Origin of the sequence: Chryseobacterium sp. T20 (assembly GCF_047345655.1) — a bacterium.
Lineage (GTDB): Bacteria > Bacteroidota > Bacteroidia > Flavobacteriales > Weeksellaceae > Chryseobacterium.
In genome coordinates, this window is the sequence record NZ_JBLFDU010000001.1 from 1,168,419 (window position 1) to 1,186,824 (window position 18,406).

The 18,406-nt window shown below is 35.6% G+C and carries 18 protein-coding genes; 11 read left to right on the forward strand and 7 right to left on the reverse strand.

Going from position 1 to position 18,406, the window contains the following annotated elements; all coding sequences use genetic code 11:
* The first annotated feature begins 318 nt into the window (after positions 1 to 318).
* Together ACMA47_RS05145 and ACMA47_RS05150 are read left to right on the forward strand one after the other, a co-directional pair.
* Positions 319 to 993 carry an SIMPL domain-containing protein gene (locus tag ACMA47_RS05145; protein WP_413928939.1) on the forward strand — a complete coding sequence of 225 codons (675 nt, stop codon included), beginning with the start codon at positions 319 to 321 and terminating at the stop codon, positions 991 to 993.
* A gap of 197 nt (positions 994 to 1,190) precedes the next feature.
* Positions 1,191 to 2,378 (forward strand): VWA domain-containing protein, encoded by a 1,188-nt coding sequence (locus ACMA47_RS05150; RefSeq protein WP_413928940.1) that lies wholly within the window; start codon positions 1,191 to 1,193, stop codon positions 2,376 to 2,378.
* A 198-nt stretch (positions 2,379 to 2,576) separates the two neighbouring features.
* Here the strand turns inward: ACMA47_RS05150 and ACMA47_RS05155 are convergent, their stop codons facing one another.
* Positions 2,577 to 3,782, reverse strand: coding sequence for an NAD(P)/FAD-dependent oxidoreductase (locus tag ACMA47_RS05155; protein WP_413928941.1), 1,206 nt, complete (start codon positions 3,780 to 3,782; stop codon positions 2,577 to 2,579).
* Between the two features lie 116 nt (positions 3,783 to 3,898).
* Here ACMA47_RS05155 and ACMA47_RS05160 point away from each other — a divergent pair, with 116 nt between their 5' ends.
* Entirely contained in the window at positions 3,899 to 4,279 is a 381-nt protein-coding gene (locus tag ACMA47_RS05160) for an STAS/SEC14 domain-containing protein (RefSeq protein WP_034692101.1), read from the forward strand.
* A gap of 66 nt (positions 4,280 to 4,345) precedes the next feature.
* Here the strand turns inward: ACMA47_RS05160 and ACMA47_RS05165 are convergent, their stop codons facing one another.
* Positions 4,346 to 5,545, reverse strand: coding sequence for an MFS transporter (locus ACMA47_RS05165; RefSeq protein WP_413928942.1), 1,200 nt, complete (start codon positions 5,543 to 5,545; stop codon positions 4,346 to 4,348).
* A gap of 184 nt (positions 5,546 to 5,729) precedes the next feature.
* On the opposite strand from ACMA47_RS05165, the gene ACMA47_RS05170 reads away from it, so the two are divergent.
* Positions 5,730 to 6,623, forward strand: a complete 894-nt coding sequence (locus ACMA47_RS05170; protein WP_413928943.1) for an AraC family transcriptional regulator — start codon at positions 5,730 to 5,732, stop codon at positions 6,621 to 6,623.
* Positions 6,624 to 6,880: 257 nt separating this feature from the next.
* On the opposite strand, the gene lipA is transcribed toward ACMA47_RS05170, so the two are convergent.
* Positions 6,881 to 7,747, reverse strand: a complete 867-nt coding sequence (lipA, locus tag ACMA47_RS05175; protein WP_034692098.1) for a lipoyl synthase — start codon at positions 7,745 to 7,747, stop codon at positions 6,881 to 6,883.
* A gap of 116 nt (positions 7,748 to 7,863) precedes the next feature.
* On the opposite strand from lipA, the gene ACMA47_RS05180 reads away from it, so the two are divergent.
* A complete protein-coding gene (locus ACMA47_RS05180) occupies positions 7,864 to 8,496 on the forward strand; it encodes a hypothetical protein (RefSeq protein ID WP_034692097.1) in 633 nt (210 codons plus the stop codon).
* A gap of 169 nt (positions 8,497 to 8,665) precedes the next feature.
* Here the strand turns inward: ACMA47_RS05180 and ACMA47_RS05185 are convergent, their stop codons facing one another.
* On the reverse strand, positions 8,666 to 9,226 hold the full coding sequence (locus ACMA47_RS05185) for an RNA polymerase sigma factor (protein WP_034692096.1): 561 nt from the start codon (positions 9,224 to 9,226) through the stop codon (positions 8,666 to 8,668).
* A gap of 205 nt (positions 9,227 to 9,431) precedes the next feature.
* On the opposite strand from ACMA47_RS05185, the gene tyrS reads away from it, so the two are divergent.
* Positions 9,432 to 10,727 carry a tyrosine--tRNA ligase gene (tyrS, locus tag ACMA47_RS05190; protein WP_413928944.1) on the forward strand — a complete coding sequence of 432 codons (1,296 nt, stop codon included), beginning with the start codon at positions 9,432 to 9,434 and terminating at the stop codon, positions 10,725 to 10,727.
* A 72-nt stretch (positions 10,728 to 10,799) separates the two neighbouring features.
* Here the strand turns inward: tyrS and ACMA47_RS05195 are convergent, their stop codons facing one another.
* On the reverse strand, positions 10,800 to 11,216 hold the full coding sequence (locus ACMA47_RS05195; RefSeq protein ID WP_413928945.1) for a hypothetical protein: 417 nt from the start codon (positions 11,214 to 11,216) through the stop codon (positions 10,800 to 10,802).
* Positions 11,217 to 11,416: 200 nt separating this feature from the next.
* Here ACMA47_RS05195 and ACMA47_RS05200 point away from each other — a divergent pair, with 200 nt between their 5' ends.
* Together ACMA47_RS05200 and ACMA47_RS05205 are read left to right on the forward strand one after the other, a co-directional pair.
* Entirely contained in the window at positions 11,417 to 13,390 is a 1,974-nt protein-coding gene (locus tag ACMA47_RS05200; RefSeq protein ID WP_413928946.1) for an ATP-binding protein, read from the forward strand.
* Complete coding sequence (locus ACMA47_RS05205) at positions 13,380 to 14,018, forward strand: response regulator (protein WP_413928947.1); 639 nt, start codon at positions 13,380 to 13,382, stop codon at positions 14,016 to 14,018. The genes ACMA47_RS05200 and ACMA47_RS05205 overlap by 11 nt, the downstream gene beginning before the upstream one ends.
* Positions 14,019 to 14,064: 46 nt before the next feature.
* Here ACMA47_RS05205 and ACMA47_RS05210 read toward each other — a convergent pair whose 3' ends face one another.
* Entirely contained in the window at positions 14,065 to 14,496 is a 432-nt protein-coding gene (locus ACMA47_RS05210) for a hypothetical protein (RefSeq protein ID WP_228432265.1), read from the reverse strand.
* Between the two features lie 245 nt (positions 14,497 to 14,741).
* Between ACMA47_RS05210 and ACMA47_RS05215 the strand changes: the two genes are divergently transcribed.
* From ACMA47_RS05215 to ACMA47_RS05225, 3 genes are all read left to right on the forward strand, one after another.
* The gene (locus ACMA47_RS05215) at positions 14,742 to 15,380 is read left to right on the forward strand and encodes an alpha/beta fold hydrolase (RefSeq protein WP_034692090.1); all 639 of its coding nucleotides are present in this window, start codon (positions 14,742 to 14,744) and stop codon (positions 15,378 to 15,380) included.
* A 120-nt stretch (positions 15,381 to 15,500) separates the two neighbouring features.
* A complete protein-coding gene (locus tag ACMA47_RS05220) occupies positions 15,501 to 16,820 on the forward strand; it encodes a PDZ domain-containing protein (RefSeq protein ID WP_413928948.1) in 1,320 nt (439 codons plus the stop codon).
* A 4-nt stretch (positions 16,821 to 16,824) separates the two neighbouring features.
* Positions 16,825 to 17,352, forward strand: a complete 528-nt coding sequence (locus ACMA47_RS05225; RefSeq protein ID WP_413928949.1) for a hypothetical protein — start codon at positions 16,825 to 16,827, stop codon at positions 17,350 to 17,352.
* Here the strand turns inward: ACMA47_RS05225 and ACMA47_RS05230 are convergent.
* On the reverse strand, positions 17,345 to 18,370 hold the full coding sequence (locus ACMA47_RS05230; protein ID WP_413928950.1) for a L,D-transpeptidase: 1,026 nt from the start codon (positions 18,368 to 18,370) through the stop codon (positions 17,345 to 17,347). The genes ACMA47_RS05225 and ACMA47_RS05230 overlap by 8 nt on opposite strands.
* Positions 18,371 to 18,406 lie beyond the last annotated feature (36 nt).

The window sequence follows — 18,406 nt, forward strand, 5'->3', positions numbered from 1 at the left end:
CCGTTTCACCAAGTTGAGTGCTTGATAGTCTGGTGGTAAGATGATTTTTTTGGAAATAAAGAGAAGGTGACCATTTAAGCATTTAAGCATTTAAGCATTTAAGCATTTAAGCATTTAAGCATTTAAGCATTTAAGCATTTAAGCATTTAAGCAAAATTAAGTCTCTTGATTCTATTAATGATTTAAAACAATATTTTTCAAAACAATACTTTTTTCAGGGCTCACCAAGTGAAAACTCCATTTCACCAAGTCTCCCGGAATCTGGTTTCGGATCAGCGTAATTTTACATCAGAATTAAAAATTTAAAAACAGGAAATTATGAAATTGAAACATTTTTTATTAATCGGAATTTTAACCCTTGGAAGCTTTGTAAATGCTCAGGAAGTAAAGAAAAACGCAATTGAAGTAACAGGTGTTGCCGAAATGGAAGTAGAACCGGATGAAATTATCTTCAGTATCGGGATAAAAGCAGATAATAAAAACGATCTGGCAGATAATGAAAAGAAGTTATTTGATATTTTAAAAAACGCAGGAGTAAAGAACGAGGATATCAAGTTCAAATCCATGTACCAGAATATCTATTCTAAAACGGCTAAGTTTTCTAAAAACTATCAGTTTAAAGCCAGTACAAAATCAAGTCTTAGTAAAATCTTTGAAGATCTGAATCAAAAATGGGTAAGCAGCCTGAACATTGCAGAGGTAAAGAATACTAAAATTGCAGATTTCAGAAAAGCAGTGAAGATCAACGCTTTGAAAGCAGCAAAAGAAAAAGCTGACTATTTATTGGAAAGCATGGGTAAAAAAACAGGAAATGCTCTTGAAATTGTAGAAATAGAAGACTACACCAGTGATATGATCATGCCGGCAGCTTACAAAGGAAGAGCAAGCAATATTCAGTTGGAAATGGCTGATGCTCCGGTAGATTTCTCTTTTGATAATATTGAAAACATCAAGCTGAAATACAGCATCAAAACAAAATACGAAATCCTTTAAAATAACAGATTAAAAAAGACAGTTCCTTTGGGAGCTGCTTTTTTATTCTTTATCTGCCACAAACTCACCAAGTCAAATTACCCTTTCACCAAGTTTCCCGATTTCCAGCCTTAAATAGGGATAATTTTACTTCAGGAATTCAAAATAATAAATGATAAAATACTATCACAACAAATAACCAATAAAAAAATAACAATATGACAACTTTAAAAATCTTAGCACTTGCAGCAGGTACAGCTTTATTAAGCTCCGGTAATATTCCGGATAACCGCTCCAATAGTAATATTGACAATAAATTACCAGTAGAAAAAACGACATTGATTCCGGTAAATTCAACGGTAAAGGATAATAAAATTCAGGTCGCGCTTTTACTGGACACTTCCAACAGTATGGACGGACTGATTGATCAGGCAAAATCCAGACTCTGGAATATTGTGAATACGTTGACCACTCTTAAGTACAACGGAAAGGCTCCTGAGATTGAAATTGCCCTTTATGAATATGGCAATGACGGAATCCGTGATGAAAACTACATCCGTCAGGTCACTCCTCTTACTCAGGATCTCGACCTGGTTTCTGAAAAATTATTTGCCTTAAGAACCAATGGCGGCAGTGAGTATTGTGGTGCAGTGATTCGGGATGCCTCTGCCAACCTCAACTGGGACGGAAATGAGAAAAGCATGAAGCTGATTTATATTGCAGGTAATGAAGCATTCGATCAGGGAAAAATAAATTATAAAGATGTTGTTTCGAAAGCAAAAAGTAAGAATATTTACACCAACACCATTTTCTGTGGAAGCCGTGAGGAAGGAATACAGACTTTCTGGCAAAACGGAGCTTCATTAGGAGGTGGAAAATATTTCAATATCGACAGCGACAGAAAAGTTCTTTATATTGAAACACCTTATGACATCAGAATTTCCGAATGCAATGCTAAACTGAATGATACGTATATCTACTACGGAAATCACGGTTCGGAATATCAACTTAAGCAGATCACACAGGATAAAAACGCAGAAGCACAATCAGCATCCAACTTAGTGGAAAGAGCGGTTGCCAAATCTAAAAAGAATGCTTACAAAAATGATCACTGGGATCTGGTAGATAAAGCTGAAAAAGATGCCGGATTTATCGCCAATGTTAAAGAAAGTGAACTTCCAGCAGAATTGAAAGGAAAAAGCAAAGAAGAAATTCAAAAAACAATTGCTGCCAAATCAGCAGCACGTGATAAAATTCAAAAAGAAATAGAGGAACTTTCCAAAAAGCGTCAGACTTATATAGATTCCGAAATGAAAAAACGGGGAACAGATGATTCTGATGATCTTGGGAAAGCCATTGAGAGTTCTATTGTTGAACTAGCGAAAAAGAATGGGTATAGTTTGTAGTGTAAGCGGGTTGAGGCCCGCTTTTTTTGGTTATTTGATGACTTTTGTGATACAAAAACACTTTGATCCAACAAATAACTTATCTGAGATTCCTACGGAATGACACAATTGGAATAACGATTTATCTACGCAGTTTGCCATTTCGTAGGAATCTAAATAACCTTTATTCTTACTAAAAAATTGTGGTAAAATAAAGTATCATCTTCCAAACTGAAAATACCTTGACAACGGATGTTTTTTTCCCTTCATAAACAAGGAAGCCATTTCCATTCCTGTAATTGAGAAAGTAATTCCGTTTCCCCCAAAGCCCAGTACGAAATAGGAGTTTTTAAATTTCTCATGTTCTCCAATATAAGGAAGCCCGTCTTTAGTCTCACCAAAAGTTCCTGCCCATACAAAATCTGTATAGAAATGATAATCGGGTTTTATTTTATTTAGGTTTTTCAGAATCTCTTTTTCTTTTTTATGGAGTATTGCATCACGTTTTTCTGCATCATAAAAGTCTTCATCTCCTCCTCCTATCAGAAGTCTACCGTCATCGGTAGTTCTCATGTAGAGATAAGGATCATCAGTATTCCAGACTAAGGTACTGCTGATATTTTTAAATTTGTCTTTGTCTATTTCAGAAACTATAGCATAAGTACTTTTCAGGTTCACAAAATTTTCTTTCACTAAGTTTTTACTTTCGTAGCCTATACAGTAAATAATTTTTTTGGTCTTAATCTCAAAATCACTATCTACAGTAACCGTATTAAAACCTCTATGCTCCTCTACTTTTATCATTTCAGTTTTATCAAATATCTTCAATCCTTTTTTCACGTTATGTATGAACAGCTCATGGGCAAACTGAAAAGCATCAATACTTGCTCCCTGTTTTGACACAATTCCGCCATAGGTATTTTCAAATTCAAATTTTTCCAGAATCTGTTCTGCTTCCAGCCATTCTACATCGAAACCGTTTTGTTTTCTGGTCTCACATTCTTTCTTCAACCATTCTGCATCTTTCTTTTTTGAGGCAAAATACAATGATTTCTTTCGTTTGAAACCCGCTTTGGACCTGATTATTTTGGTAAGCTTTTCTATAGTATCAATAGCATCACTGCAGGCTTTATAACTTAAAACCGCACCTTTCTCTCCTATTTTTTCTATTAATTGGTAAAGGGGAACATCTATTTCGTATTGAAGCATTGATGTGGTGGCAGAAGTACTTCCGTTGCAAAGTTCTCTTTTATCAATAAGAATGGTAGTATAACCGTCTTCTATCATCTGATGGGCAATCAGGCTTCCTGTAATCCCTCCGCCAATAATAAGAACATCACATTCTTCATTGGATTGTAAGGATGGATAAGATGCTAATAATCCGTTTTTTAAAAGCCAAAAAGGTTCATTTGATTTGAGATTCATATTACTATTTTACATTTAAAATAACAATATTTATACCTTTTTTAACAATTATTCATCAAATAATGGTGTAATTATTGTTGTTCTTTTAAACTCAAACCACCAAAAAAATATTTATTATGATAACAATTATTCCAGAAGCTCCGGAGAATGTTGCAGCATTTAATGCAACGGGAGAAGTAACGAAAGAGGATTTTGAAAGACTGGTTATTCCGCGTGTAAAAGAGAAGGTAGAGCAATTCGGTGAACTGAATTATTTATTGTATTTGGATACCGATCTGGATAATTTTACTGTGGGCGCATGGCTTGAAGATTTGCTGTTAGGACTGAAAAACCTTACCAACTGGAATCGTTCTGCCATTGTAACAGACAAAGAAGGCATACGTGATTTTACGAGTATTTTCAGTGTGCTTATGCCGGGAGAATTTAAATCTTTCCCCAAAGAAAATTTATACAATGCCCTTTACTGGTGCAAAAACGGAGATGAAGTAGAGGCGTAAAAACTTATGTTATAAAAAAGAGCCTGTTTCACTGAAACAGGCTCTTTTATTTTTAACTATGACTCTTTATTTATCACATGATACACATTCTGCAGCCACTTCTTCATTTTGAGTTTTTGAGCCGTACAGATACATATATCTTACACTGATAACCACTCCAATAAAAGTCATCCCCACTCCTACCAGTGATGGATAGTTGAACGAGTAGCCGTATTCCAGAGGAATTCCACCAAGGAAAGCTCCCATTGCATTGGCAATATTAAAACCTGCCTGCATAAAAGCGGCGGCCATCATTTCACTTTTCGGGGCAGCTTTCATCATCATAATATTGATGGGTGAAGCAATAGACATGGATAAAGCACCACACATGAATGTCAGTACCAGGGCTATATTTTTATATTCTGCAAGGAAGAAAACACCTCCCAGAGAAATCATCATCAGAAAAATCAGTAATGCACAGGTTTTTTCCGGACCTAATTTATCTGAAACAATACCACCAACCAGGTTTCCAACCACCATTCCTGCTCCGGCAAGAACCATTACATAAGCCATTTGGCTACTTTTGATTCCTGAAACGACAGTCATTAAAGGTGTGATATAGCTCAACCATGTGAACAATCCTCCAAACCCGATCGCTGTAATGGCCAATACCAGCCACGATTGTTTATTTTTAAGGAATTTCAGTTCTTCCATGAAATGGGTATTCTGATTGGATTCCATTGCAGGAAGCCATAGCTTTAAAAATAAAATCGCAAAAAGCCCTATTACTGCTACAATAGCAAAGTAAAATCTCCAGTGGAAAGTGTGCCCGATATAGGTGACCAGAGGTACCATTGCCAGATTGGCAACTGTGAGCCCTGTAAACATCATGGATATATAAAAAGCTTCTTTTCCTTTTCCTGCCATTCTTGAAGCCACTACTGTTCCTACACCGAAGAACGCTCCATGAGGAAGTCCGGACATAAAACGGATAACCAGCATACTGTTGTACCCGGGAGCAATAGCAGAAAGTCCATTAAATAATGTAAAAAGGATCATGAAAGCCATCAGAACTTTTTTCGGTGGAAATTTTACGGAATATCCAATCAGAATTGGTGCTCCGATAACCACTCCCATGGCATAAGCTGAAATCAAATGTCCCGCTTGCGGAATGGTGATCTGTAATGTTTTGGCAATATCCGGTAACAGTCCCATGACGGTAAATTCCGTAGTTCCTATCCCTAAACCACCGATTGCCAGTGGTATTATTCTTTTATCAATCTTCATTGTATCTAAATCTTTTTTCTGAATTAATTCTGTTCAAATTAAAGGACTCACTGAGTATCTTTATTTTGAAAGTGCAAAAATCGAAAGAAAGTTTGAATTTCACACCTCTTTGAATGATAAAAATTTGCTCCGTATTAACCTTTTTACTTAATTTTAAATTCAGAAACAATCAAATAAGAACAAAATGAAAATCCAGAAAGAAATTATTACGTTTGAAAAAGGGAAATCCTTCAAACTATTTTCTCCTTCCCTGAAAAACTGTTTTTTCTGGCATTATCACCCGGAAATTGAATTGGTCTATGTAGAAGCGGTGAATGGAATCCGTCACGTGGGAAAAAATATTTCCGGTTTTACAGACAGTGATCTTTTGCTGATTGGTTCCAATGTTCCCCATCTTAATTTTGATTATGGAATTCAGACCGAATGCAAACAGCTTGTATTGCAGATGCGGGAAAGTTTCCTTCAGGATATCATCCTTCCCGTTCCTGAATTTGAAAATATTAAAAATCTTTTAGCACGTTCATATTTGGGACTTTCATTCTCCGGAGAAACCAAAAATACTGTTGTTGAAAAGCTACAGATTATCAAGGATAAAAACTCTTTTGAATCTTTAGTTGGATTAATTGAAATACTGCAAATCCTCGCAGATTCTACCGAAGTAAAAGAACTCAATAAAGAAGATACCCGAATCAAATGGTTTTTGAATGATAAAATCAGAATGGGAACCATCTACGATTATATCCACGAAAATTACGACAGAAAGCCCAATGTAAATGAAGTAGCCCAGATTGTCAGTTTGAGTACTCCTGCTTTTTGCCGGTATTTTAAAAAACAGACGAATATGACGTTTACTGATTTTGTTAATAATTACCGGATTAATCAGGCCAAAATATTCCTGCTGAAAGACCAGTCCGTGACAGAGGTCTGTTTTCAGGTAGGCTTTGAAAGTCTTTCTTATTTTAATAAACTGTTCAAGCAGCATACGGGAGAAACACCATCTGAGTTTAAGAAGAAACATTTCAGACCTATAGAAATTAATGGGAGGATTGGAGTGATTAAGAAGGATACGACCTGTTAAGTGATTTTTGCGGTTGCGGACTAAAGTCCGCTGCTATGGATTTTTGTGAGTGTTGTATAGACCACCCCGTCAAAAATTCTTTGAATTTTTGCCACCCCTCCAAAGGATGGGAATGATGGCAGCCGTTACTGTAAAGATTGTCATATTCATTAGCTAATCCCTCATAGCTGATCCCTACAACCTATCACCTATAATCTACTACCTGATCCCTGCTACCTAAAAAACAAAAAACCGTTCATTTCTGAACGGTCTGTATTTTAATGAATATGTTTTTCTGCGTGGTAAGAACTTCTTACAAGAGGAGAACTTTCAACGTGTCTGAAACCTAAGCTTCTTGCAAAATCCCCGAATTCATCAAATTCTTCAGGAGTGATAAATTTCTTTACCGGAAGATGTTTTTTAGTCGGCTGCAGATATTGTCCAAGTGTAATTACATCTACATTGGCATTTCTGATATCTTCGATCGTCTGGAAAACCTCATCTTTAGTTTCCCCTAATCCAAGCATTACGCCTGTTTTGGTTCTTCTTTGTCCGGCCTCTTTCAGGTATCTTAATACTTCAAGGCTTCTTTCATATTTTGCCTGAATTCTTACTTCTCTGGTCAGACGTTTTACGGTTTCCATGTTGTGAGAGATCACTTCAGGAGCTACATCTACTAATCTGTCAAGGTGTTTTGTAAGTCCCTGGAAATCCGGAATCAAAGTTTCCATTGTGGTTCCCGGAGAAATTCTTCTGACAGCATTCACTGTTTCTCCCCAAAGAATAGAACCCATATCTTTCAGATCATCACGGTCTACAGAAGTAAGAACGGCATGTTTGATCTTCATTAATTTGATGGATCTTGCTACTTTTTCAGGTTCGTCCCAGTTTACATCAAGTGGTTTTCCTGTTTTTACCCCACAGAATCCACAGCTTCTTGTACAGATATTTCCTAAAATCATGAAAGTAGCTGTACCTTCACCCCAACATTCTCCCATGTTCGGGCAGCTTCCGCTTTGGCAAATGGTATTTAATTTATATTTATCAACCAAAGTTCTCAGCTCTCTGTAATTCTTTCCGGTAGGAAGTTTTACGCGGATCCATTTTGGTTTTTGAACGGTAGTGTCTTGAACTGAATTTTCCATTTCTAAAATTGAAGTTCAAAGTTAAGGATTTTTTAATGGAAACCATCAACCGGATATATTGATGAAACTTATAATTCGAAATTTCATTTGTATATTTATCTCTTCAAAATATTCTTATGAAAAAAATATTCTTCCTTTTATTCGCGGTATGCGGAACATTTTGTCTTGCCCAAAAACAGTTTCAGCCTTCGGGTTCTACTATCATTGAAACGGTAGACGGAGATCTTGATGGGGATAAAATTCCTGAAAAAGTAATTATTTACAATACAAAGGACACCACAGATATGGGAAACATCCGTGAAATCCAAATTCTGAAAAAGGCAGGCGGAGCATGGACCATCCTTGAAAAATCCAGAAATGCTGTTATGGAAAGCAATGGCGGAGGCATGATGGGCGATCCTTACAGGGAAACGAAAATAGAAAAAGGAATTCTGATTATTTCTCAAAACGGTGGAAGCAGCTGGAAATGGGATGTTACGGACAAATATAGATTTCAGAACGGGCATTTTGAACTCATAGGAACCTCCTCCACTTCAGGAAGACCTGGTGATTACTGGAAAGATATAGATTTTAATCTTTCAACAGGACAACTGAACTATTCAAAAGAGGTAGAAAATACAGCTGAATATGGTAAATCTTTGAAGGAAACCTATATTAAAAAAGGGCTGAAAATTAATCTGCAGAACAGAAATCAGGAAAAGCAGCAAAAAATAATTCTTCCAAAAACAAAAGAAGAGGTGTATTTTTAAATAAAAACCGTGGGATGTAAGTTTAGGCTAAAGCCTATTCTGAATCTTGTCATTCTGACGAAGGAAGAATCTTATTGATGAACAAATTTATGAGATTCTTCACTGCATTTCATTTCGTTTAGAATGACATTCCCCTTTCTATTGAATAGGATTTATTAAATTATTGAGTTTAATGATCATCAAATTCATTATTTTTCAACAGCTCGGCTAGGACTTTTTTGGCCCGCATGACTCTTACTTTGGTGTTGGCAACGGAAATTCCCAGCTCTTCAGCAATTTCTTTGATGCTTTTTTCTTCAAAAAATCTCAACTTGATAATGTCCTGATAGTTGGCATCCAGCGATTCTATGGTTTTGATGATTTTCTTTTGTTCTTCTTCAGAAATGAGAAGTTCTTCAGGTGATTTGGCATATTGGTTTTTGACCTCATCAAGGTTTTCGACAGCGTCTTCGTTATCCCGATTCTTCTTTCTCCAGAAATCAATAACGGTATTCTGGGCAATGGTCAATATCCAGGTTTTGAACTGAAAATGAGGATCGAACATATCCAGTTTTGACAGTACCTTTGAAAAAACATTCACGGTAATTTCATCGGCATCATTTTCATCTCTTACCTTTTTCATGACAAAAGAGAAAACATCTACCCAAAAAATATTGATGAGTTTAGTCTGGGCCTTCTGATCTTTATCTTTGGCCTTCTGGATGAGCAGGAATAGCTGTTCGTCGTTCATTAATAACAAATATAGATTATTTGGGGTGAAAAACAAAGGAGTAAAAGGGCAAAAGTCTGAACTTGTTCAATTCTTACGGTTAACATCCAAAAGGTTTTCATGATCTGTGACTTTCTTTCCCTTACATTTTTTGCTGTTTCGCTTTTACCCTTAATACTTATGAATTTACTATCTTTGCATCTTAAAATTTTAAAGTTAAAAATCAATGAATTCCTTTATAGAAGAACTTAAATGGCGTGGTCTGTTTGCCGATATGATGCCAGGAACCGATGAACAACTGAATAAAGAGGTAACTACTGCATATATTGGTTTTGATCCAACTGCCGATTCTTTACATATCGGAAGTCTTATTCAGATAAAAATTTTAGCTCACTTCCAGCTTCATGGCCACAAGCCAATTGCATTGGTGGGAGGAGCAACAGGAATGATTGGTGACCCGTCCGGGAAATCTGCTGAAAGAAATCTTTTGGATGAAGAAACTCTTTTACACTATGTAGACTGTTTAAAAAACCAGCTTTCAAAATTCTTAAATTTCGAAGGAAACGAGCCTAATAAAGCTGAGCTGGTGAACAACTACGACTGGATGAAGAATATTTCTTTCCTTGATTTTGCTAAAAATGTAGGGAAAAATATCACGGTCAACTATATGATGGCTAAAGATTCTGTGAAGAAAAGATTCTCAGGAGAATCGGGTGCAGATGGAATGAGTTTTACAGAATTTACGTACCAGCTCATCCAGGGATATGATTTCCTTCACTTATACCAAAACAATAATGTAAAGCTACAGATGGGAGGTTCTGACCAGTGGGGAAATATCACTACAGGTACAGAATTGATCCGTAGAAAAGCTCAGGGTGAAGCTTTTGCATTAACAGTTCCTTTGATTACCAAAGCAGACGGCTCCAAATTCGGAAAGTCTGAAAGCGGAGAAAATTACTGGCTGGATAAAAAGAAAACTTCTCCTTACAAGTTCTACCAGTTCTGGCTGAATGCTACTGATGAAGATGCTGAGAGATTCATTAAGTTCTACACTTTCTTAGGAAAAGAGGAAATTGAAGCTTTAATTGAAGAGCACAAAACAGCGGCACACGAAAGAAAACTGCAAAAGAAACTGGCTGAAGAAGTAACAGTTTGGGTACACGGAAGAGAAGAGTATGAAAAAGCACTGAAAGCTTCTGAAATCCTTTTCGGCCGCTCTACTGCTGAAGATCTTGTAAGTCTTGATGAAGAAACATTCCTTGAAGTATTCGATGGGGTTCCTCAGAAAGAAATTGCAAAAGCTGATGTTTTAGGAGTGAATATTATTGATCTTCTTTCTGAAAAATCAGGATTCTTAAAATCTAAGAGTGAAGCTCAAAGAGAGATTAAAGGAAATTCAATCTCTGTCAACAAACAAAAAGTAAATGATACTTTCACAGCTAATGAAACTGACCTTATCGACGGTAAGTTCTTATTATTACAAAAAGGTAAAAAAAGCTACTTTATTGTAAGAGCCAACTAGTAAAAGATACATATAAAAACGGGCGCTGAGATGAATCTCAGCGCCCGTTTTATGTCCTAAAATAATTTAATATTAAAATGTATAGCTTGTAGAAGCTGACAAATACTGTCCGCTGGAAGTTCCTTCTTTCTTCAGCTCTCCGTCTACCCAGATCTGAACCTTCAACGTTGCTGAAGCATCCGGTCCAATAGCATTTACTGCAACATTAGCGCTATATGCTCCAGGTTCTGATTTTACTTCCGGGCTTGACCATGTTGATCCGCTTAAACTTGATGCTGTAGTAGGGTTACCATCAATTCCGTACACCGCTACATCAATATTACTTCCCGAAGAAGCGATTGCTTTAAAAACCACTTTATGACTTTTTCCTGCTCCATTTACATTGTCGTCGTTATCTTTACTGCATGACGCTGTAAATCCAATAAACATTGCTGCTATTGCTGCAACCAATGCTCCTCTTAACAGCTGATTCATTTTCATTTTTTTCATAATCTTTTTGTTTAAATTTTAGTTACTATATTGAATATTCTATGATTCATGATTTGATGTTTGCAAAGCTATGAGCATCCCCTACGTCTATCAATCCTGAAAAACCAGTAATTTTTTCTACCTAAATTCAGGTATTTTTTATGCTAAAATTTTTAATTAAATTGAACGTTTTAAAAAACATTTTACAGAATTGATCCATAATGAAGAGATTACTTGTCCTGTTAAGTCTATTTTTATCTTTTGCTTTACAATCCCAACAAATCATTCCGCTTAATGAGAAAGCTTATATAGACAGCTTACAAAGCGTTACAAATGGAAATTATCCCAATACTTCAAAAGCAACAGCGTCTCTCCTTTTATCCAATTATTACAGGAACAGCGATTCCGTTTTGAGTAAAAAATATCTTGCAAATGGAAAAAGACTGGCACAAAACAATCCTTTTATTTCAGCAAAATATTATTATTACGAAGGACAGTATAATCTGGATAGGAATAAGAAGAAAGCAGCTGTTTCCTATCAGCAGGCTATTCGGTCTTTATCGAAATTCAAAAATGAAGAGTCCGATTTCTTTCAGGCTCTTGCCTGGTATAGCTACGGAGTTTCTCAAAAGGATAAAGAGGGCTATATTCCTTTGGTCAAGATAATGCTTGAAAAAAGTATCCCCTTGGTTAAAAAATATGAAAACAGCAGAAATCTGGGTTTCTTATATACTCAGCTTGCAGTTATTCTTACCTATAATGCTCAGTTTAAGAAAGCTGAAGAATACAATAAAAAAGCCCTGGAAATTCTTGAAAAAAACTATCCTAACTCTGCTGAATTGTTTTTCACCTATCTCAATTCTGCCAACAATTTCTGTTACGAGGCCAATGGAGATGAAGCTGAAAAGTTTTTAAATAAAGCTGAAAAACTCATCAAGGGTTATCCGGAATCTTCATCCAATGCATTTTATTATTACAGTAAAACGCTATTATATATTACCCGTCAGAAAAATGAAGAAGCCCTTCCTGTGATAGAAAAAGGAATTTTTTATACCAGAAAGTACAATCAGAATCTTCTGGCTCAAATGTTTTATTTCAACAAGTATGATATTTTAAAGAAGCTTAAAAGATATAAGGAAGCTAAAACTACTTTAGAAAATGTTTTAACGGAAAAGTCTCTGGCCATTGATCTTAATAACAGGAAAACCTTTTACAAACAGCTTTCTTTACTCAATGAAGAATTAGGAGACACCAAAGAAGCTCTTGTATGGGAACAGAAATATTCAAAGCTGAATGACAGCCTTAATACGGAGAATGTAAAAATTGAAATCAACAAACTGGAATCTAAATTCAATACTGCTGAAAAAGAAAGAAAAATAGCAACTTTAAATGCTGAGAAAAACCAAAAAGACCTGGAAGTCAACAAGAAGAATTCCTATTTATGGGGAATGGGTCTTGTTTTATTGCTCGCGTTAAGCCTTCTGATCTTCCTGTTTATTATTTTCAGAAAAAACAAAAAAATAAACGAGCAGAAACTCAATGATATTAAGCAAAAAGAAGAATTATCATTAACCAAAGCTATTCTTGATGGTGAAGAAAGGGAAAGAGAACGTATTGCAAGGGATCTTCATGATGGCTTGGGCGGAATGCTTGCCGGAGTAAAGATCAACTTTTCTACCTGGTCTTCCAGTCATTTAAACCCTGAAAAAGATCAGGAGTTTTATAAGATATTGGGTCAGCTGGACAGCTCTGTAAGTGAGCTTAGACATGTTGCCAGAAATTTAATGCCGGAATCATTGCTTAATTTTGGTTTGGAAACTGCTCTACTCGACCTGTGTGAATTTTACAACAGAAAAAACCTTGAAATTGATTTTCAGGCTATTGATATTGACAAAAAATTACCTTTAAATATCCAGCTTAATATTTACAGAATTGTACAGGAGTTATTAGCCAATGCTGTAAAACATGCCGAAGCCAGCAGTATTCTGCTTCAATGCTCCCAATCCGGCGAAAATTTTCTGATCACGATTGAAGATAACGGAAAAGGATTTGATAAAAATATAGAAAACACTACTAAAAGTCTGGGACTTCGTAATCTGAAAAACAGAGTCAACTACCTGAAAGGAAAAATGGAAATCAATTCTGATGATCAAGGAACAGCAATTAATATAGAACTCAACATCCATGGAGAATGAGAAAATAAATATCGTCATTGTAGACGACCACCCTATAGTCATTGAGGGACTGAGAATGATGCTGAAAAGCCAACCTTTCTTTCATGTAGCAGGAAGTTTTGCATCCGGTGCAGAAACACTGAGTTTCATCCGGTCTGAAATGGTAGATATTGTTCTTCTGGACATTACGCTCCCAGATTCCAACGGAACGGAACTCTGCAGAGAAATCAAAAAAATATCGCCAAGCACCTCTGTAATAATGTTCAGTAACCGTTCAGAACGAAGCATTATTATGCAGTCTATACAAAACGGAGCAAGCGGTTATCTTCTCAAAAATACTTCTATTGATGATCTTGTGATTGGGATCAGAGGAGCCCTTTCTGGAGATATTGTTTTCTGCAATGAAACCAAGCAGATTATCAGTCTTCCGTCTCAGACTAATCTTCCTATTCCAAGACTGACTAAAAGGGAAAAACAAATTCTACAGATGGTAGCACAGGGAAAAACAAGTAATATAATTGCTGAAGAACTGTTTTTAAGTCCTCTTACCGTGGACACTCACCGTAAGAATCTTCTACAGAAATTTCAAGCAAAGAACTCAACAGAATTGATCAACCTCGCTGTACAGCAACATATGATTGAAGAATAAAAAAACCGCTTCGAAAGCGGTTTTTTTTATATATTGTTAAAGTAATTTAAGGTTCTAAGAAGCTATAATCAATAGAAGCAACCAATACCCCTTTACCTTTCTTCTTCACTGTTCTTGCTATTTCACCATCAATGTAAAGATTGATCGTCAATTCAGAATTATCATCCGGCATTGACGCGTTAGCATCAAGATTCAGTTGTGCCTGGCTGGAATTCACAAAGAATTCTCCACTTGTCCACGGTGAAGTTACAGGAGACTGCGGAGTATTGTATATGGTATTCTGAGCTGTACCTACCTGTGTTACAACACTTATAATGTTTCCTCCGGCAGTGGTCTTCACTTCGAATTGAACCACATGATCCTGAAATTCTTCATCGTCATCTTTTTTACAAGAATTAACAACGGTGATTACAGAAAATAATAAAACGAATAAAAAAGAAAGTCTAAGTAAACTTTTTGAATTGTAAAATTGCTTCATTTCTCCAAATAGATTTTTTAATGTTTCAAATATAAGTTTTTTATTAATATAAAAATAACTTTTATGAAAAATTTCCAATAAAGATTTCCAAATAATATCAAATCAATAAAAACAGAAAGCATCGGAAAAATTCAAAAATATACTCCAAATAATTAATCATTACACATAAAACATCATACAACAGAAGTTCATTGTATGAATAATAAAAGTTAAGATTCTGTAGGTAATTTAATTATCTTTGCTGTATGAATTTAGATTATCTAGTAAGAGAGCCGGAAAATATTACTTCCCAAACTCCCATTCTTTTTATGCTTCATGGATATGGCAGCAATGAACAGGATCTTTTCAGTTTTAGAGAAACTCTTCCCAATGACTGGATCATTGTAAGTTTCAGAGCTCCACGTGATACTCAATTTGAAGGATACTCATGGTATGATATCAATTTTAATGATCCCGAAAACTTCATCGATGTTCCTCAGGCCAACGAATCTTTACATGCAGTTCTGGAAAGTATGCTAAAGATTATCAACCACTATGGACTTACGGAAAGCAAAGCTCATCTTTGTGGCTTCAGCCAGGGTGGTATATTATGTTATGCTTTGGCTTTAAAACACCCTGAGCTTTTCAATCGTGTTGCCTGTATGAGCAGTTATCCTGAAGATAAAATTCTGGATGGTATTGTAAAAGATAAAAAGAAACTGGAGGGACTTCGTTTCTTTATTTCTCATGGTACGGATGATGCTGTGATTCCACTGGAATGGGGAAGAAAAGCGGCAGATCTTCTTTATGATCTTAGCTGTTACTTCACGTTCAGAGAATATATGAGCGGACATGGTGTCAATCAGAAGAATTATATGGATTTGATGGACTTCTTTTCAAAATAAATAAAACCTATTTTGAAACAAATTCAATAAAAAACACGACTTCATTGTAACTTATATAAACATTCCAGCTTTTGGAATGTTTTTTTATTATCATATAGATAAATTCACTAAATTCAGTAAATGAAATTTAAATTGCTTTTACTAGGATTATTTCTAAGCATTTTTGTAAATGCCCAGAATACTTTTGAGCTGATCAATACTAAAAAAGCAGTTATTCCTTTTCAGTTTATCAACAATCTTATCTTTATTCCTATCAATGTTAATGGTGCTGAACTTACTTTTCTTCTGGATACGGGAGTTTCTGAAACCATTCTTTTTAGCCTGGAAAACAAGGAAGTGAAGCTAAGCAATGTTGAAAAAGTCAAATTTTCCGGGCTCGGAGGTAGTTTAAGTATTGATGGGCTGAAATCCGAGCGCAATATAGGCAAAATAGGAAGTGAAATTGTAAATACTTCGATGTCCCTTTATATTATTCTTGATGAAGAGTTTAACATTTCTTCACATGTAGGAATTCCGGTAAACGGAGTGATTGGCTATCATTTTTTTAAAGACCATCCTATTTATATCGACTATACTTCAAAAAAATTGACGGTCTACGAAAATTCTGATCTTTTAAAAAAGAAAATCAGAAAATTTGAAGAATTCCCTATTACAATTGAAAGAGATAAGCCTTATCTCTATGCAGGTGTAGAAATGACAAATGAGAAGAAAGATTCAAAATTGTTGGTAGATCTTGGAAATAATGATGCTATTTGGCTCTTTCCAACCCTGATTAAAAATTTTGTATACAATAGACCTAATATTGATGATTTTCTTGGACGGGGTTTCAACGGAGATATTTTTGGTAAGAGAAGCCGTATTCACAATTTTTATCTTGGTAGCTTTAAATTTGAAAAACCTCTTACTGCTATGCCGGATGAATTCTCCATACAGCATGTCACTTTAGTGGAAAACAGAAAAGGTTCTGTAGGCAGTGAAATTATGCGAAGATTTACGGTGGTTTTTGATTATCCTGCTAAAAAAATATATTTGAAAAAAAACCGTTTTTTTAATGATCCTTTTCATTTTAATATGAGTGGATTAGATTTTAAACAGGACGGATTGGAATGGCAGGAAGACAGGGTAAACATTGAAACTCAAAAATCTGCCACAGTAGTAAATGAAGTTTATAAAGATGCATTTCAATATAAATTCAGTTTAAAACCTATATTTTCTATTGCCGGAGTAAGGAAAGATTCACCAGCCTATGAAGCAGGTCTGAAAAAAGAAGACAGAATTTTAAGTATTAATGGAGACTCTACTTCTGAGATGACCCTGGAAAAAATTGTAGAGCTTATGAAATCTAATGAAGGTAAAAATATTACCATGGTTATTCAAAGGAAAAATGAAAAACTCACATTAAGTTTCACCCTTCAGGATCCTATTCCTTATCAAGAATAATAATATGAATACCGAAGAAACCACTTTAGACAGAATAAGAACCAGACCCAGGTTTAAAATGTTTACTCATCTTACCAAGGAAGAGTATGCTGAGAATCTGAAAAAATATATGGAAGAGCATAAAGATGAGTTTTCAGGCAACATCAATAAAGAAGTGGCTACCATCTGGGTAAAAACAGAATATGATAATTACTGGAAACCCAGCCTTGCCTTACGGATAGAAATGGAGGATGAGCATACAACAATACGTGGAGTGTTCGGTCCCAGTTCTGCAGTGTGGACATTCTTTATGTTCCTGTATTTTTCTTTTTCTATTCTCTGGATGACCTTTTTCACCATGTATTACGTAGAAAAGCAAATAAAAAGCGCCGAATACCCTTGGGCACTGAGCGCTTCTTTTATTATGTTATTATTTATTCTTCTTACTTATATTGCTGCCAGATTCGGACAACATAAAGGTAAAGAGGAAATGCTTAAACTGAGAAAGTTTGCTGAAGAATCTACTTTACAATTTGAAAAGAAAATTAATTAGACATAGGTTCCACAGGCTTCTCATTTTGAATAGGAGCTGCTGCTTTTGCTGCTTTGATAGAATCTGCTACTTTTTCTCTATTGCTTTGTTCCTTGAGCATTTTCGGAACATCCGGTTCTAAAAGTTTCGTCAGTTCTTCAACGGAAATATTGTTGGCATTAGGATCATCCAAAAGATTTCTCCATGGTTTTCTTCCTCCCCATTTATAATCTCCGAATACCATTACTGCTGTACCTCTGGCTTTAGTGGTAGCACCACCCGGATTTAAAATCCATGTATCTGCATAGGAATACAGCCACTGGGCATCTTTTCTCAGCAATCGTAAACATGAGTGTGAGGCAGGATATCCGGGAAGCGTATATTCATGCCATCCGATTCCTCCTATATTGTGAATATTAAAGTTATAAGGAAGTTTCCATTCGCTGCTCACGGTGGAAATAGCCAGTTTCTTTTTCCAGTTGGCAAAAGTAAGGCCTCTTGTAGTCTGGGCTGCTTTTTTACCCATACTTGTTGGGCCCCATTTTATAAGACTTCCATTAGAGTATACAGCAAAAGCCTGTATAGGATATGAGAAAATGACAAACTTTTTCACTCCGCTTAATACATCCAGCTGCATTGGAAACGGTGAATAGGCCATCAATGTTGTATCTATTTTCGCAGGAACTACCAAAGTGTCGGCATTCCATTTACTTTTAGAATCCAATCTGTTTAAGGCTAAAATAGCTGTTCTTTCTTCTACACTGTATTTCTTGCTGAATTCTGCGTAAATAGAATCACGCATTTTTTTATCTTTTGGAAGAACAAAGGCATTATAAAAGCCATTCTCCTGCATGACAGGCGGAACAGATTCTTTTTTAACGACAGGAACAGAATCTTTCTTTATAGAATCCTTTTCTACCTCCGGAACTTCCGAAGAAGAAACAGTATCTTTAAAAGTATCACTTATTTTTTCTATTTCCTTTTTACAGGAAACCAGAAAAAAAGCACATAAACAGATATAAAAAAAGGATTTTTTCACAGATATGTTTTTCATAAATAAATCGGCCATTTAGTT

Excerpts from the sequence above, each read along its gene's own strand:
- ACMA47_RS05145 (WP_413928939.1), top strand. The coding sequence starts at position 319 with ATGAAATTGAAACATTTTTTATTAATCGGAATTTTAACCCTTGGAAGC.
- ACMA47_RS05150 (WP_413928940.1), top strand. The coding sequence starts at position 1,191 with ATGACAACTTTAAAAATCTTAGCACTTGCAGCAGGTACAGCTTTATTA.
- ACMA47_RS05155 (WP_413928941.1), bottom strand. The coding sequence starts at position 3,782 with ATGAATCTCAAATCAAATGAACCTTTTTGGCTTTTAAAAAACGGATTA.
- ACMA47_RS05160 (WP_034692101.1), top strand. The coding sequence starts at position 3,899 with ATGATAACAATTATTCCAGAAGCTCCGGAGAATGTTGCAGCATTTAAT.
- ACMA47_RS05165 (WP_413928942.1), bottom strand. The coding sequence starts at position 5,545 with ATGAAGATTGATAAAAGAATAATACCACTGGCAATCGGTGGTTTAGGG.
- ACMA47_RS05170 (WP_413928943.1), top strand. The coding sequence starts at position 5,730 with ATGAAAATCCAGAAAGAAATTATTACGTTTGAAAAAGGGAAATCCTTC.
- lipA (WP_034692098.1), bottom strand. The coding sequence starts at position 7,747 with ATGGAAAATTCAGTTCAAGACACTACCGTTCAAAAACCAAAATGGATC.
- ACMA47_RS05180 (WP_034692097.1), top strand. The coding sequence starts at position 7,864 with ATGAAAAAAATATTCTTCCTTTTATTCGCGGTATGCGGAACATTTTGT.
- ACMA47_RS05185 (WP_034692096.1), bottom strand. The coding sequence starts at position 9,226 with ATGAACGACGAACAGCTATTCCTGCTCATCCAGAAGGCCAAAGATAAA.
- tyrS (WP_413928944.1), top strand. The coding sequence starts at position 9,432 with ATGAATTCCTTTATAGAAGAACTTAAATGGCGTGGTCTGTTTGCCGAT.
- ACMA47_RS05195 (WP_413928945.1), bottom strand. The coding sequence starts at position 11,216 with ATGAAAAAAATGAAAATGAATCAGCTGTTAAGAGGAGCATTGGTTGCA.
- ACMA47_RS05200 (WP_413928946.1), top strand. The coding sequence starts at position 11,417 with ATGAAGAGATTACTTGTCCTGTTAAGTCTATTTTTATCTTTTGCTTTA.
- ACMA47_RS05205 (WP_413928947.1), top strand. The coding sequence starts at position 13,380 with ATGGAGAATGAGAAAATAAATATCGTCATTGTAGACGACCACCCTATA.
- ACMA47_RS05210 (WP_228432265.1), bottom strand. The coding sequence starts at position 14,496 with ATGAAGCAATTTTACAATTCAAAAAGTTTACTTAGACTTTCTTTTTTA.
- ACMA47_RS05215 (WP_034692090.1), top strand. The coding sequence starts at position 14,742 with ATGAATTTAGATTATCTAGTAAGAGAGCCGGAAAATATTACTTCCCAA.
- ACMA47_RS05220 (WP_413928948.1), top strand. The coding sequence starts at position 15,501 with ATGAAATTTAAATTGCTTTTACTAGGATTATTTCTAAGCATTTTTGTA.
- ACMA47_RS05225 (WP_413928949.1), top strand. The coding sequence starts at position 16,825 with ATGAATACCGAAGAAACCACTTTAGACAGAATAAGAACCAGACCCAGG.